13 protein-coding genes are annotated in these 12,932 nt (G+C 58.6%); 10 read left to right on the plus strand and 3 right to left on the minus strand.

Annotated elements, in window-relative coordinates; genetic code table 11:
* Positions 1 to 24: 24 nt before the first annotated feature.
* Both ACZ5FP_RS21920 and ACZ5FP_RS21925 read right to left on the minus strand, forming a co-directional pair.
* On the minus strand, positions 25 to 1,518 hold the full coding sequence (locus ACZ5FP_RS21920; protein WP_464664211.1) for an NAD-dependent succinate-semialdehyde dehydrogenase: 1,494 nt from the start codon (positions 1,516 to 1,518) through the stop codon (positions 25 to 27).
* Between the two features lie 126 nt (positions 1,519 to 1,644).
* Positions 1,645 to 2,136: an Lrp/AsnC family transcriptional regulator gene (locus tag ACZ5FP_RS21925; protein WP_464664212.1), complete on the minus strand. Its 492-nt coding sequence runs from the start codon at positions 2,134 to 2,136 to the stop codon at positions 1,645 to 1,647.
* Between the two features lie 85 nt (positions 2,137 to 2,221).
* On the opposite strand from ACZ5FP_RS21925, the gene ehuR reads away from it, so the two are divergent.
* The 10 genes from ehuR (at position 2,222) to doeB (ending at position 11,841) form a co-directional block, all read left to right on the plus strand.
* Positions 2,222 to 3,607 (plus strand): MocR-like ectoine utilization transcription factor EhuR, encoded by a 1,386-nt coding sequence (ehuR, locus tag ACZ5FP_RS21930; protein WP_464664214.1) that lies wholly within the window; start codon positions 2,222 to 2,224, stop codon positions 3,605 to 3,607.
* A gap of 123 nt (positions 3,608 to 3,730) precedes the next feature.
* Positions 3,731 to 4,552: an ectoine/hydroxyectoine ABC transporter ATP-binding protein EhuA gene (ehuA, locus tag ACZ5FP_RS21935; protein ID WP_464664216.1), complete on the plus strand. Its 822-nt coding sequence runs from the start codon at positions 3,731 to 3,733 to the stop codon at positions 4,550 to 4,552.
* Positions 4,553 to 4,604: 52 nt separating this feature from the next.
* Entirely contained in the window at positions 4,605 to 5,450 is an 846-nt protein-coding gene (gene ehuB / locus ACZ5FP_RS21940) for an ectoine/hydroxyectoine ABC transporter substrate-binding protein EhuB (protein ID WP_374042741.1), read from the plus strand.
* 80 nt (positions 5,451 to 5,530) lie between these two features.
* Positions 5,531 to 6,190, plus strand: coding sequence for an ectoine/hydroxyectoine ABC transporter permease subunit EhuC (gene ehuC, locus ACZ5FP_RS21945; RefSeq protein ID WP_464664218.1), 660 nt, complete (start codon positions 5,531 to 5,533; stop codon positions 6,188 to 6,190).
* Between the two features lies 1 nt (position 6,191).
* On the plus strand, positions 6,192 to 6,854 hold the full coding sequence (ehuD, locus tag ACZ5FP_RS21950) for an ectoine/hydroxyectoine ABC transporter permease subunit EhuD (RefSeq protein WP_464664220.1): 663 nt from the start codon (positions 6,192 to 6,194) through the stop codon (positions 6,852 to 6,854).
* 1 nt (position 6,855) lies between these two features.
* Positions 6,856 to 7,635 (plus strand): ectoine utilization protein EutA, encoded by a 780-nt coding sequence (gene eutA, locus ACZ5FP_RS21955; protein WP_464664222.1) that lies wholly within the window; start codon positions 6,856 to 6,858, stop codon positions 7,633 to 7,635.
* 6 nt (positions 7,636 to 7,641) lie between these two features.
* Positions 7,642 to 8,643, plus strand: a complete 1,002-nt coding sequence (gene eutB / locus ACZ5FP_RS21960) for a hydroxyectoine utilization dehydratase EutB (RefSeq protein WP_464664223.1) — start codon at positions 7,642 to 7,644, stop codon at positions 8,641 to 8,643.
* Entirely contained in the window at positions 8,631 to 9,623 is a 993-nt protein-coding gene (gene eutC / locus ACZ5FP_RS21965; RefSeq protein WP_464664225.1) for an ectoine utilization protein EutC, read from the plus strand. The genes eutB and eutC overlap by 13 nt, the downstream gene beginning before the upstream one ends.
* Positions 9,624 to 9,646: 23 nt before the next feature.
* Positions 9,647 to 10,828: an ectoine hydrolase DoeA gene (doeA, locus tag ACZ5FP_RS21970; RefSeq protein ID WP_464664226.1), complete on the plus strand. Its 1,182-nt coding sequence runs from the start codon at positions 9,647 to 9,649 to the stop codon at positions 10,826 to 10,828.
* Positions 10,829 to 10,833: 5 nt separating this feature from the next.
* Positions 10,834 to 11,841, plus strand: a complete 1,008-nt coding sequence (doeB, locus tag ACZ5FP_RS21975) for a N(2)-acetyl-L-2,4-diaminobutanoate deacetylase DoeB (RefSeq protein WP_464664228.1) — start codon at positions 10,834 to 10,836, stop codon at positions 11,839 to 11,841.
* Between the two features lie 81 nt (positions 11,842 to 11,922).
* Here doeB and ACZ5FP_RS21980 read toward each other — a convergent pair whose 3' ends face one another.
* Positions 11,923 to 12,693, minus strand: coding sequence for a pyrroline-5-carboxylate reductase (locus ACZ5FP_RS21980; RefSeq protein ID WP_464664230.1), 771 nt, complete (start codon positions 12,691 to 12,693; stop codon positions 11,923 to 11,925).
* Between the last annotated feature and the right edge of the window lie 239 nt (positions 12,694 to 12,932).

A 12,932-nucleotide genomic window follows, 5' to 3' on the forward strand; every position in this document is an offset into this window, starting at 1 on the left:
GTCTATTGCTCCTGCTTTTTTGCCTCAGCTTGCTTCGAGGCAGAGATATTTGAGTTCGGTGAAGGCTTCGATGCCGTGGCGCGATCCTTCCCGTCCGAGACCGGATTGCTTCACGCCGCCAAAGGGGATGGGTGCACCGGTGATTTTCACCCGGTTGATCGCAACCATGCCGTATTCGAGCGCCCGGCCCAGACGCAGCATGCGCTGGCCGTCGCGGGTAACGACATAGGCCACAAGACCATATTCCGTATCATTGGCACGGCGGATGACCTCATCCTCATCATCAAACACGGTCACAGCGGCCACTGGTCCGAATGTTTCCTCGCGCATGATCAGCGCGGTGTCGGGAACATTGGTCAGCAGCGTTGGCTGAAAAAACAGAGGTCCCGCTGCGTGACGCTTGCCGCCGGCAAGGCACTTGGCACCGCGACCAAGCGCGTCCTGCACCTGTTCTTCGACCTTCTGCACGGCCTTTTCATGCATCAACGGGCCGATTTCCGCACCTTGCGTCAGACCGGATGCCACTTTCAACGCCTCAATTTTCCGGGCAAAGGCAGCAACAAAAACGTCATGCACCGACCGCTCCACATAAATGCGATTGGCCGCCAGACAGTCCTGGCCGGAAGTGGCAAACTTTGCGCCGATCGCAATTTCCACGGCGCGATCAATATCGCTATCGGCAAAGATAATCAGGGGCGCGTGTCCACCCAGTTCCATGACGAGATTCTTCATTGTCGGTGCGCACTGCGCTGCAATCAGACGTCCGACCTCGGTCGAGCCCGTGAAACTCAAGGCTCGCACACGCGGATCGGCACAAAGCGCCTCGACGATAGGTGCTGCCTTACCGGTGATGATATTGAAAACACCGGCTGGCACCCCGGCCCGCTCCGCCAGTTCCGCCAGGGCAAGGGCTGACAACGGCGTCTCGGATGAGGGATGCGCCACAACGGTGCAACCGGCCGCAAGAGCAGCAGCTGCCTTGCGGGTCAGCATGGCAGACGGGAAATTCCACGGGGTAACGATGCCGACAACGCCAATCGCTTCACGGCTGACCATCATCTGCGCACCGAGCAGGTGGCTGGTCACGCCTTCCGCGTTCAGCCGCTTCCCCTCTTCTGCGTAGAACTCGATGAAGGATGCGGCGTATTCGATCTCTCCGCGCGACTCATCCAGCGGCTTGCCTTGCTCGAGCGTCATGATCAGCGCGAGATCTTCCTTTGCCGCCAGAACAAGATTGCACCATTTACGCAAAACGGCAGCACGCTGTTGCGGCAGCAACGAGCGCCATGAACGGAACGCGCGTGACGCCGCATCGATGGCAAGAGACGTTTCCTGCGGACCGAGAGCGGCGACCCATGCCACCGGCATTCCCGATGCCGGGTCACGCACCTCGAATGTCTGCCCGCCTTTGGCTGAGCTCCAATGGCCATCAATATAGGCAAGATCGCGCAACGTCCTGCGGTCCTGCAGGCGGTCAAGTCCATCGTGGCGTTCGGGTCGTGCGAAATGGGCAGACATCGGGCTCTCCCTGAGAATATCCAGTGATGCTCGCCCATCCCGTCAGGAGAGAGTGACTGTAATGCGCCGCCCGCAGAGAGAGATTGTCTGATTAAGCCCCCTGATTTGGAGAGATGGACCGGAGTGTCAGCCTTCCAGCTGGATCAGGTCATGCACAGGCAAAGCCGTTTCCTCTTTCACCGTCTTGGTGATGATATAGGAAAAATACCGGTCGATACCGAGCTCCCGCTGTAACAGATCATCAATCAGCCGCTGATAGGCATCGATGTCCCGGGCGACAATTTTCAGAATGTAATCGACGCCGCCGCCAACCGACCAGCACGAGGTCACCTCAGGCAAAAGCTTGATCGCCCGCTCAAACCGCTCGAAATCCGTCTGCCTGTGCGATGCAAGAGTGACTTCCACCAGAATGCTGGCAACCGGCACAACCAGACGAAGAGACAGGCGCGCATGGTAGCCTGTGATAATCCCCGCCTTTTCCAGCCGGCGAAGCCTTGTCCAGCACGGCGTCGGAGAGATACCAGCACGTTCGGCAAGGGCGAGTTTGGTGATCCGTCCGTCCCTTTGGATAGCGTCGAGAATACGGATGTCGATTGCGTCAAGCCTTGGTGCGCCCATCACTGTTCCAGTTCAAAGAGTGGATTGATCATGGCCTTGTGTTTTTCTCATTGTCAATTGACCTGATTTCAATCAATCTAAAATCATGACATTATGGCGACCCGATATCAGTTCACTCACCCGCCCCGCCTACCTCTCCTTGGCGGACCAGATTGCGCGCGCCATCGGTGACGGCACGCTGGAAGCAGGCGCACGCCTGCCGACCCACCGGAAGATGGCAGAGGATCTGCACCTGTCCGTGCAGACGGTCAGCCGCGCCTATGAGGAACTCATTCGCCGCGGCATGCTTTCTGGCGAAACAGGGCGCGGCAGTTTCGTCAAGGCGCAGCGCCGCGAAATCGATCAACCCTATCTGCCGGAACGGCTCGGCGAAGTGATTGACCTTTCGATTCTCAAGCCTGTCTGCGAGAAAATGCATCATGAGCGTTTGAAGAAGGCGCTGGGCTGGTTGTCCGAAACCCTGCCGGCAAGTTCGGCCCTGTCGTTCCGCCCGAACGTGGTTTTTCCGCGCCACCGCACCACTGCAGTCAAATGGCTGCGCGCGTGCGGCCTTGATGTCCCTGCCTCGAATATCAGCATTACCAACGGCGCGACCGCTGCGATGACAGTCGCGATCATGAGCGTTGCGCCTGTCGGTTCAACGATTGCGACCGAGGCCACCGGGCACCACACACTGGTGCCACTCGCCTCCTATCTGGGTCTCACGCTCAAAGGCATCGCCATTGACGATCAAGGCATCATCCCCGAGGCGTTGGACGCCGCGTGCAAGGAATCCAGCATTCGCGCGCTATTTGTACAGCCGGCAGCGATCAATCCGTATGCGACGGTGATGGGATCGGTTCGCCGCGCCCAGATTGTCGAGGTTGCACGCAAGCGCGATATTGCCATCGTCGAAAGCGACATACTCGGCCCCTTGGTTGAGGATCGCCCGCCGCCGATTGCCGCACTGGCTCCCGAGCGGACCCTCTATTTCACCAGCTTTACCAAGACTGTCGTCCCCGGTTTGCGCATCGGCTATCTCGCGGCACCCGACCGTTACGTCGCCGCCGTCACCAACCGTCACCTCGTTTCCAACTGGATGGCAACGCCAATGGTCGCAGAGATCGCCACACGCTGGGTTGAGGACGGCACGGCCATGGAACTGGTCGAATGGCAGCGCGAAGCTCTGCGGCGCAGACATGAAATTGCATCTCAGGTGCTTTCGGGCACATTTTTTCGCTCGCATCCGCAAAGCCTTCACATCTGGCTGCCACTGACTGACGGGCGAACGGAAGAGACCTTCGTCGCTCAGGCGCGTCTGCAGAATGTGGCCATTGCACCCGGTGCATCATTCCGCATTTCGCAGGAAGACTGGATGCCGGCCGTGCGCATATCCCTCGGCTCCACCACGGAAGAAGAATTGCTGCGCGGCCTCACGGTCGTCGGAAGTCTGCTGCAGGGTGATCCCGAACACCTGCTGCTCGCCATTTAGTCAAAGCGCGCAATTTCATGGCAATAAAACTTATATTGTCATGATTTAATTTTTATAATTGACATGATTTGATAAGTCTCTCATCGTTTAGGCATAGCCGGTCTCAACCAGAGGGAGAGACGCATGCCGCCAATCAACGACACAAGAACAGCGACCACGGCTCAGCCGCCGATCATCGAGATCGACGGCATCAGCAAGAGCTTCGGCGCGTTCAAGGTTCTTGATCAGTTGTCATTCAATGTCGCGCCGGGTGAGAAGCTGGCACTTATAGGACCGTCCGGTTCCGGCAAGACCACGATCCTGCGTATTCTCATGACACTGGAAGGCATCGACAGCGGCGATATTCGCGTTGCAGGCGAAAATCTCTACCGGATGCAGAAGAATGGCGGCCTGCAACCGGCTGACGAAAATCATTTGCACAAAATGCGCGCCCAGATTGGCATGGTGTTCCAGCTCTTCAATCTGTTCCCCCACAAATGCGTTCTCGATAACGTGACGCTGGCACCGATGCTGACGAAAAACACGCCGCGCAGGCAGGCCGAAGAGCAGGCCATGCAATTGCTTGAGATGGTCGGGCTTGCCGACAAGGCCAAATCCATGCCTTCGCAGCTGTCGGGCGGGCAGAAACAGCGCGTTGCCATTGCCCGTGCCTTGGCGCTGCAACCCAAGATCATGCTTTTTGACGAAGTGACATCAGCACTGGATCCTGAACTGGTCGAGGAAGTGCTCAACGTCCTGTGGCGTCTGTCCGAGGAAACGGACATGACCATGCTGCTCGTCACCCACGAAATGGGGTTTGCTCACGAATTTGCCGATCGGGTCCTGTTCTTTGACCGGGGCAAGATCATTGAGGATGGCGAACCCGACGAAATTTTCCGCCATCCCAAACAGGAACGCACGCAGGCATTCCTGAAAAAGATCATCGCCGCCGGTCACAGGGTTTGACCGGAGCGACACCTGCACACCTTAAAACAAAGAAAACTGAGGAGTTGGGAACATGTTGAACTTGAAAACAATGAGTGCGTCGATCGGAGCGATCGCACTGTCCGCCATGGCACTTTCCATGCCTGCAAAAGCGGATGAAGCGCTCGATAAACTGAAAGCGCAGGGCTTTGCCCGCATTGCCATTGCCAATGAACCACCTTTCACTGCGGTCAAGCCGGATGGCACCGTGTCCGGCGCGGGCCCTGATGTCGCCCGGGCCGTCTTCAAGAAGCTCGGCGTCGCCGACGTGGTCGCATCCATTTCCGAGTACGGCGCCATGATCCCGGGCCTTCAGGCAGGACGTCATGATGTGGTGACAGCCGGCTTGTTCATGAAACCGGAGCGGTGCAAGGCCGTTGCCTATTCCGAGCCGATCCTGTGCGATGCCGAAGCTTTTCTGGTCAAGAAGGGTAACCCCAAGGGCTTCAAGAGCTACAAGGATATCGCCGTGGATGCGAAAGCGACGATCGGCGCACCCGGTGGCGGCACGGAAGAGCGGCTGGCGCTGGAAGCCGGTGTGCCGCGCGACCGCGTGATCGTTGTCCCCGATGGCCAGAGCGGCATCAAGATGCTGCAGGACGGGCGTATCGATGTGTACTCGCTGCCGGTTCTTTCGATCAACGATCTGGTCAAGAAGGCCAATGATCCGAATGTCGAAGTCTTCGCTCCCGTCGTCAATGCGCCGGTCTATTGCGATGGCGCTGCCTTCCGCAAAGACCAGACCACCCTGCGTGACGAGTTCGACAAGGTCCTCGCCGAGATGAAGACATCGGGTGAGTTTGCAAGAATTGTCGAACCCTACGGCTTCTCCGCCAAGGCTGCCATGTCAACCACGCGCGACAAGCTTTGCGCCGGCTGACACACACCCTGTCACGATCACTCCGGTGTTGAAACCGGAGTGATCACCCGCAATTTCCGTCACGAATGAGAGCATGACCGATGGGCCAGTGGGCCGGATACTTACAGCTGATTCTTGAGGGGGCGCTGATTACGATCAAGCTGACCCTGATGGGGTCCGTGCTTGCGCTGATCATGGCCTTTATCGCCGGGCTCGGCCGGATATCGCGCTTCAGGGCTGTGCGCGCACTGGCCACCACCTACATCGAATTCTTTCGCGGCACATCCATCTTTGTTCAGCTTTTCTGGGCCTATTTCGTGCTACCGCTGCTCGGCTTCTCGCTCACACCGCTGCAGGCAGGTGTTCTGGCGCTGGGTCTCAACGTGGGAGCCTATGGCGCCGAAGTCGTGCGCGGCGCGATCAAATCCATCGGCCGGGAACAGTACGAGGCGTGCATTGCGCTGAACTTCAGCCGCTGGCAGAGCTTGCGCCATATCATTCTGCCGCAGGCCTTCGTGCTGATGCTGCCAACTTTTGGCAACAATGCGATCGAGCTTTTGAAGGCCTCCGCTGTGGTGTCACTGATTTCACTTTCGGACATGACGTTCCAGGCGCAGGTCGTGCGCGCGCAGACAGGCAGCACATTGATGCCATTCCTGACCATTCTCGTTCTCTACTTCCTTATGTCGTCGGTCATCTCCGCCTCGATCCGCGGACTGGAGCGTTATCTGACCCGCGGCCTTGACGGTGTGAGGTCCTGAGATGGAGTGGGATTGGGCCTTTGTTGTCGAAATTCTTCCGACCATGATCGAGGGCGTGAAGATCACCATTCTGGCAACCCTTCTGGGATCGGCGCTTGCTGCCATTATCGGCCTAGGCTTGGCTATCCTGCGCCGCTCGAAGAATGTCTTTGTCTCGAAACCGGTTGGCTTTGTCGCCGACTTCATCCGCGGTACGCCGTTGCTCGTGCAGTTGTACTTCATCTTCTACGTGCTGCCCGATGCGGGCATTACCCTTTCACCGCTGGTCGCCGGCGTCATCGGTCTTGGCCTGCATTACGGCACCTATACGGCGGAGGTCTATCGCGGTGGCATTGACAATGTGGCGCGCGGCCAGTGGGAAGCTGCCCGCGCCTGCAATCTCTCGGCGTTCCAGACCTGGACCCGGATCATTCTGCCGCAAGCCCTGCCGCCGATGATCCCCGCACTCGCCAACTACTTCATCGCCATGTTCAAGGAAACGCCGCTGCTTTCCGCCATCACCGTGCTTGAGCTGATGAACCAGGCGCGCAGCATCGCCAATTACAACTATCGCTACATTGAGCCGATCACGCTGGTAGGCGCGTTCTTCCTGGTGATCAGTCTTGTGTCCGTCATTGCCCTGCGCTGGCTCGAACACCGCTATGGGCAGATCGAGGAGAGATAATATGGGTATTCCGATCAAGGTCACCCAGACGATGACGCCGCTTGGCTTCGATGACCGCCCCATTGCCAAGCGCATCGGTCTCGTGATCCTGGCCACGGATCACACGACGGAACCGGACTTTCAGCGCATAGTCGCCAGCGACACGATCGGGCTCTATACGGCGCGCATCCCCTATGCCAATCCGACGACACCGGAGAATCTGCGTCGCATGCAGCCCGGACTGACGGTTGGCGCCGGATTGATCCTGCCCGACGAGGATCTCGACGCGATCTGCTATTCCTGCACCTCCGCATCGGTGGTTATCGGCGACGATGCGGTCGAGGCCGCGATCAAGGCCGCCAAGCCGGGCGTGCCGGTCATTACTCCGCCGCTCGCCGCCGTTCAGGGTCTCAATGCCTTCGGCGCCCGCCGGATCAGTGTGCTTACGCCCTATACAGTCGAGACAAGTACCCCGATGCTGGCTTATTTCCAGACCAAGGGTTTCGATATTGCCCGCTTCACCTGTTTTGGTCTTGAAGACGACCGGGAAATGGCACGCATTAAGCCCGCATCGCTCGTAGCCGCAGCAACTGAAGCCACGGCGCCGGATTGCGATGCCCTGTTCATATCCTGCACCGCATTGCGCGCCGCCATCGCCGCCCCGCAGATCGAAGCAGTGATCGGCAAACCCGTGGTCACAAGTAACCTCGCCACGGCATGGGCAACAGTGCGTCTGTGCGGCGAAAATCAGCCACGACCGGAACTGGGACAGTTGATGACCCGTCCCATGGCTGCCTGGTAAATCAGCATGACCCGAACATTCGTCACCCTGACCGAGATCAAGGCAGCCCGCGCCGTGATTGCACCGCACATCCTGCGTACCCCCACGGTTCCCTCGGCAAGCCTGACCGAACGAATGGGACCGCCCGTCCATCTCAAACTGGAACACCGGCAGATCACCGGAGCATTCAAGCTGCGGGGCGCCCTCAACGCCTTGAACAGCCTGTCACCGGATGAACGACAGCGCGGTGTCGTCACCGCGTCAACCGGCAATCACGGCCACGCCCTCGCCTATGCTTCAGGGCTCCAAAGCATTCGCTCCGTTATCTGCATGTCGAACCTTGTGCCTCGCAACAAGGTGGATGAGATCCGCAAGCTCGGCGCGGAAATCCGGATTGTCGGCACGTCGCAGGATGAGGCCCAGGAAGAGGTCGAGAAGATCGTCGCAAGGGACGGCCTCGTCATGGTTCCGCCCTTTGACGACCCCGCTATCGTTGCCGGTCAGGGAACGATTGGACTTGAGATCGTCGAGGACGTGCCGGACGTGGAAACCGTTCTCGTCCCGCTTTCCGGCGGCGGGCTCATCGCCGGGATTGCTGCGGCAATCAAAGGCTTGAAGCCAAAAACCAGGATCATCGGCATTTCCATGCAGAACGGCGCGGCAATGGCGGCCAGCCTGAAAGCCGGTCATCCCGTCAGCGTTGTGGAACAGCAAAGCCTGGCGGATTCCCTCGGCGGCGGCATCGGCCTCAGCAATAGCGTAACCTTCGGGATGGTGCGCGCGCTCGTCGATGAGGTCGTGCTGCTTTCTGAAGAAGAAATAGCGGCGGGCATCGTCCACGCCTACGCGCAGGAGCGGGAAATCATCGAAGGCGCGGCTGCCGTCGGTATCGGAGCGCTTCTTGCGGGCAAGATCCGGTTGCAGGGACCGGTGATCGCCCTGCTGTCCGGCCGCAATATCGACATGAACCAGCACCGCCGCATTGTCGCCGGATATCACGCCGGGGAGGCCGTGCCATGTCCCGCATGACCATTCTCACCGAAGCCGAACTGCGCCGCATCGTTTCTCTCGATCTGGATGCGGTTGCATGCGTCGAAGCTGCCTTTGCAGCCCTTGCTACGAAGGCTGTTGCCATGCCGCCGATCCTGCGGCTCGACATCCCCGAACATCGCGGCGAAGTGGATGTCAAAACCGCCTATGTGCCTGGTATCGATGCCTTTGCGATCAAGATCAGCCCCGGCTTTTTCAACAATCCCCAGATCGGCCTTCCCAGCGTCAACGGCATGATGGTGCTGTTCTCCAGCAAGACGGGACTGGTCGAAGCCTTGCTGCTCGACAACGGCTATCTGACGGATGTCCGCACAGCGGCTGCCGGAGCAGTGGCAGCGAAATATCTCGCCCGCAAGGACGCAAGCATTGCAACGATCTTCGGTGCGGGTGTGCAGGCACAACTGCAGCTCAAGGCACTGACACTGGTTCGGCCCATTGGCGAAGCGCGCCTGTGGGCGCGTGATCCGCAAAAAGCCGAAGCGACCGCAGCCAATATACGGGCAGAGCTTGGCATCCGGATCTTCGTTGAAAGCGATCCGTCGAAAGCCGTCGCAGGGAGTCATATCATCGTCACGACAACGCCATCCGAGAAGCCATTGCTTCGGGCGGAGTGGCTGGAACCCGGTCAGCATGTGACCGCAATGGGGTCCGATGCCGAGCACAAGAACGAAATTGATCCGGCCATTATCCGGTTTGCCGATCTCTATGTGGCCGACAGTCTGAAACAGACGCGGCGGCTGGGCGAGCTCCATCACGCCATAGCCGCAGGCCTTATTCCCGAGAACCAGGCATTTCCGGAACTCGGTGCCATCATTGCCGGCACCAGCGCCGGCCGGCAATCGGACCATGCGATCACCATTGCGGATCTGACCGGTACCGGCGTCCAAGACACCGCCATTGCCACGCTTGCCCGTGACCGTGCCCAAAGGGCCGGTGCCGGTACGGCGTTTGAAAGTTGATATTCGAAAGTGAGGAAACCAGAATGATCGAGCCCAATCTGAAGTTCAGCCGCGACGAGTTTGCGCAGAGGCTGGCAAAAACCCGCAAGTCCATGGAGAAAAAGGGCATCGACGTACTGATCTGCAGCGATCCCTCCAACATGGCATGGCTGACGGGTTATGATGGCTGGTCCTTTTACGTGCATCAGGCAGTGATCATCCCGCCGGAAGGCGAACCTATCTGGTACGGCCGCGGGCAGGATGCGAATGGCGCGAAGCGCACCGCCTATCTCAAGCCCGACAATATCGTCGGCTATCCCGATCACTACGTTCAATCCACAGAGCGTCATCCGATGGATTTTCTGTCAAAACTTCTGGACGAGCGCGGATGGAGCAAGAAGACCATCGGCGTCGAGATGGACAATTACTGGTTCACGGCAGCAGCCTTCGCCTCGCTGCAAAAACATTTGCCCAATGCCCGGTTTGTTGATGGAACCGCACTCGTCAACTGGCAGCGCGCCGTGAAAAGCAAGACAGAGCTCGACTATATGCGCAAGGCCGCACGCATTGTCGAACTCATGCACCAGCGGATCGTCGACAAAATCGAAGTCGGCATGCGCAAATGCGATCTCGTTGCCGAAATCTACGATGCCGGCATTCGCGGCACCAATGCATTCGGCGGCGACTATCCGGCCATCGTGCCGCTGCTTCCATCCGGAGCGGATGCATCTGCCCCCCATCTGACCTGGGATGACCAGCCCATGAAGAGCGGCGAAGGCACGTTCTTCGAAATCGCCGGTTGCTTCAACCGCTATCACGTACCGCTGTCCCGAACGGTTTTCCTGGGCAAACCAACCCAGGCATTTCTGGATGCGGAAAAGGCGACGCTTGAGGGGATGGAAACAGGGCTTGCCGCCGCCAAACCCGGCAATACCTGCGAAGACATTGCCAACGCCTTTTTCGGCGTGCTCAGGAAATACGGCATCGTCAAGGACAACCGCACCGGTTACCCCATCGGGATTTCCTATCCGCCGGATTGGGGCGAACGCACCATGAGCCTGCGCCCCGGGGACAAAACCGTGCTGGAACCGGGTATGACATTCCATTTCATGACCGGTCTCTGGCTCGAAACCATGGGTCTCGAGATCACCGAAAGCATCCTGATCACGGACACCGGTGTCGAATGTCTTGCCAACGTGCCCCGGCAGCTTTTTGTGAAGAATTGATACCCATGACATCAGCTAATATTCTAGCGCCATCCCCCATCACGCCGACCGTCGATTTTGACAGGGACGGCGTACAGCATGGCTTCCTGCGTCTGCCTTACAGCAGGGATGATTCCGCTTGGGGGTCGGTCATGATTCCCATTGCGGTCATCCGCAATGGCAAGGGTCCGACAGCGCTTTTGACCGGCGGGAACCACGGCGACGAATACGAAGGACCAATCGCTCTCTCGGATCTGGCGCGCACGCTCGATCCGAAAGAGGTCGACGGCACTGTGATCATCGTCCCCGCCATGAACTATCCGGCCTTCCGCGCCGGGACGCGCACTTCACCGATTGACAAGGGCAACATGAACCGCAGTTTCCCGGGGCGGCCCGACGGGACCGTCACGCAGAGGATCGCCGACTATTTCACGCGGGAACTGTTGCCCCGCGCTGATGTGGTTCTGGATTTTCATTCGGGCGGCAAGACACTCGATTTCCTGCCGTTCGCCGCTGCTCATGTCCTGCCTGACAAGGCCCAGGAAGCGCGTGGTTTCGATGCGGTCAAGGCGTTCTCGGCGCCCTGGTCCATGCGGATGCTGGAGATCGATGCGGTCGGTATGTACGACACCACGGTCGAAGAACTGGGCAAGACCTTCGTTACAACCGAACTTGGCGGGGGCGGCACCGCCAGCGCCGAAACAATCCGCATTGCCAAGCGCGGCGTCAGCAATTTTCTCCGGCATACCGGTATTTTGAGCGGTGATGTCGAGCTGCATGAAACACGGTGGATCGACATGCCCTCGGCAGACTGTTTCTCGTTCGCCGAAGATACCGGCATGATCGAAACGATGGCCGATCTGGGCGATCCGGTCGCGGCGGGTCAGATCATCGCCCGTATCTATCCCATCGGCCGAACCGGAGCAGCACCAGCGGAGATCAAGGCCCAACTTTCGGGGGTTCTTGCCGCCCGGCATTTTCCCGGATTGGTCAATGCCGGAGACTGTGCCGCAGTGATTGCCGTCACCGAATAGGTGACCTGCCATCGTGGTACATCGTGCGGTGATTCCGTACGCTGCAACGCCACTTTGCCTATGGCAGCTGTTCTGCACACATTATCGCTGCTCTATGCGTTTGAGTACGGATTCAAGAGCCAGCGTCAGAGCCTTTGTGCCGCCGTTCTCGGTAAACTCCGTGAAGACCTGCTCATTCAGACCGCCCTTTGTCGAAAAATCGGACGCCATCGCCTCGAACGATCGCTCCTCCGATGCGCCCGTTGCGTGGGACAGGCCCCCAAACAGCTGCCTTAAATAGGTGCTCGCTTGGTCATAGGACATTCCTTCCGCTTCAAGCCAGCGGGCGCTTGTTTCCAACAGGCCGAAATATGTACCCATCAACGCACTCGCTGCGCCAAAAAGATCGTACTGCTTGAGATCTTTTGCCTGGACTGCGGTTCCCAACGACGAAAACAGACCAGCTATCTGGTCATGAGGTGGATATATGGCTGTGGCTCCCTGTAGATCAGCCACGAAAGGAAGAGGAATTGCCCGGGTAATCGTGACGGGCGCGTCAATCCACCTGGCAAGCGCTTCGATTTGGACGGCGGCAATAAAGCTCACCACATGTTGATGGCCGCGAAATCTGAGTTCCCCGATCACTTCCTCGGCAATTTGCGGTCTTACCGCAAGAAACACGATGTCGGTGCTGTCAACCACATCCTGGTTGTCTTTTCCGACGCGCACGATCGGAAACATCCCGTCAAGTCGGGAAGCGACGCTTGAACTGCGAGGCGAGACAACAAGGGTTTCGACATCGGATCTTGATTTCATTAGGCCAGTCACGACCGCCTCAGTTATCGCACCGGATCCGATGAATCCCAGTCTCATGAGCTTCCCTCTCATTCGCATTGCGTTATCGCGTCCACAGTGGTCAATCAAATGGAACCCGCTATGGCGAGCATTGACAGACTAATGGTCTCTCGGAGGTGGGTCCAGCCACATCCATCCGCGACAACAGCACATTGCCTCCAAGCAGAGCAGGAATTGTTGGTTTGTCCGTGCTGCGGCTGCCTGAAGTTGATGTGTTGACGCCGTCGACTGAACCTTTCTCCAATCTTCGATGACCA

This window comes from Phyllobacterium sp. T2-21 (assembly GCF_055378485.1).

Excerpts from the sequence above, each read along its gene's own strand:
- ACZ5FP_RS21920 (WP_464664211.1), bottom strand. The coding sequence starts at position 1,518 with ATGTCTGCCCATTTCGCACGACCCGAACGCCACGATGGACTTGACCGC.
- ACZ5FP_RS21925 (WP_464664212.1), bottom strand. The coding sequence starts at position 2,136 with ATGGGCGCACCAAGGCTTGACGCAATCGACATCCGTATTCTCGACGCT.
- ehuR (WP_464664214.1), top strand. The coding sequence starts at position 2,222 with ATGACATTATGGCGACCCGATATCAGTTCACTCACCCGCCCCGCCTAC.
- ehuA (WP_464664216.1), top strand. The coding sequence starts at position 3,731 with ATGCCGCCAATCAACGACACAAGAACAGCGACCACGGCTCAGCCGCCG.
- ehuB (WP_374042741.1), top strand. The coding sequence starts at position 4,605 with ATGTTGAACTTGAAAACAATGAGTGCGTCGATCGGAGCGATCGCACTG.
- ehuC (WP_464664218.1), top strand. The coding sequence starts at position 5,531 with ATGGGCCAGTGGGCCGGATACTTACAGCTGATTCTTGAGGGGGCGCTG.
- ehuD (WP_464664220.1), top strand. The coding sequence starts at position 6,192 with ATGGAGTGGGATTGGGCCTTTGTTGTCGAAATTCTTCCGACCATGATC.
- eutA (WP_464664222.1), top strand. The coding sequence starts at position 6,856 with ATGGGTATTCCGATCAAGGTCACCCAGACGATGACGCCGCTTGGCTTC.
- eutB (WP_464664223.1), top strand. The coding sequence starts at position 7,642 with ATGACCCGAACATTCGTCACCCTGACCGAGATCAAGGCAGCCCGCGCC.
- eutC (WP_464664225.1), top strand. The coding sequence starts at position 8,631 with ATGTCCCGCATGACCATTCTCACCGAAGCCGAACTGCGCCGCATCGTT.
- doeA (WP_464664226.1), top strand. The coding sequence starts at position 9,647 with ATGATCGAGCCCAATCTGAAGTTCAGCCGCGACGAGTTTGCGCAGAGG.
- doeB (WP_464664228.1), top strand. The coding sequence starts at position 10,834 with ATGACATCAGCTAATATTCTAGCGCCATCCCCCATCACGCCGACCGTC.
- ACZ5FP_RS21980 (WP_464664230.1), bottom strand. The coding sequence starts at position 12,693 with ATGAGACTGGGATTCATCGGATCCGGTGCGATAACTGAGGCGGTCGTG.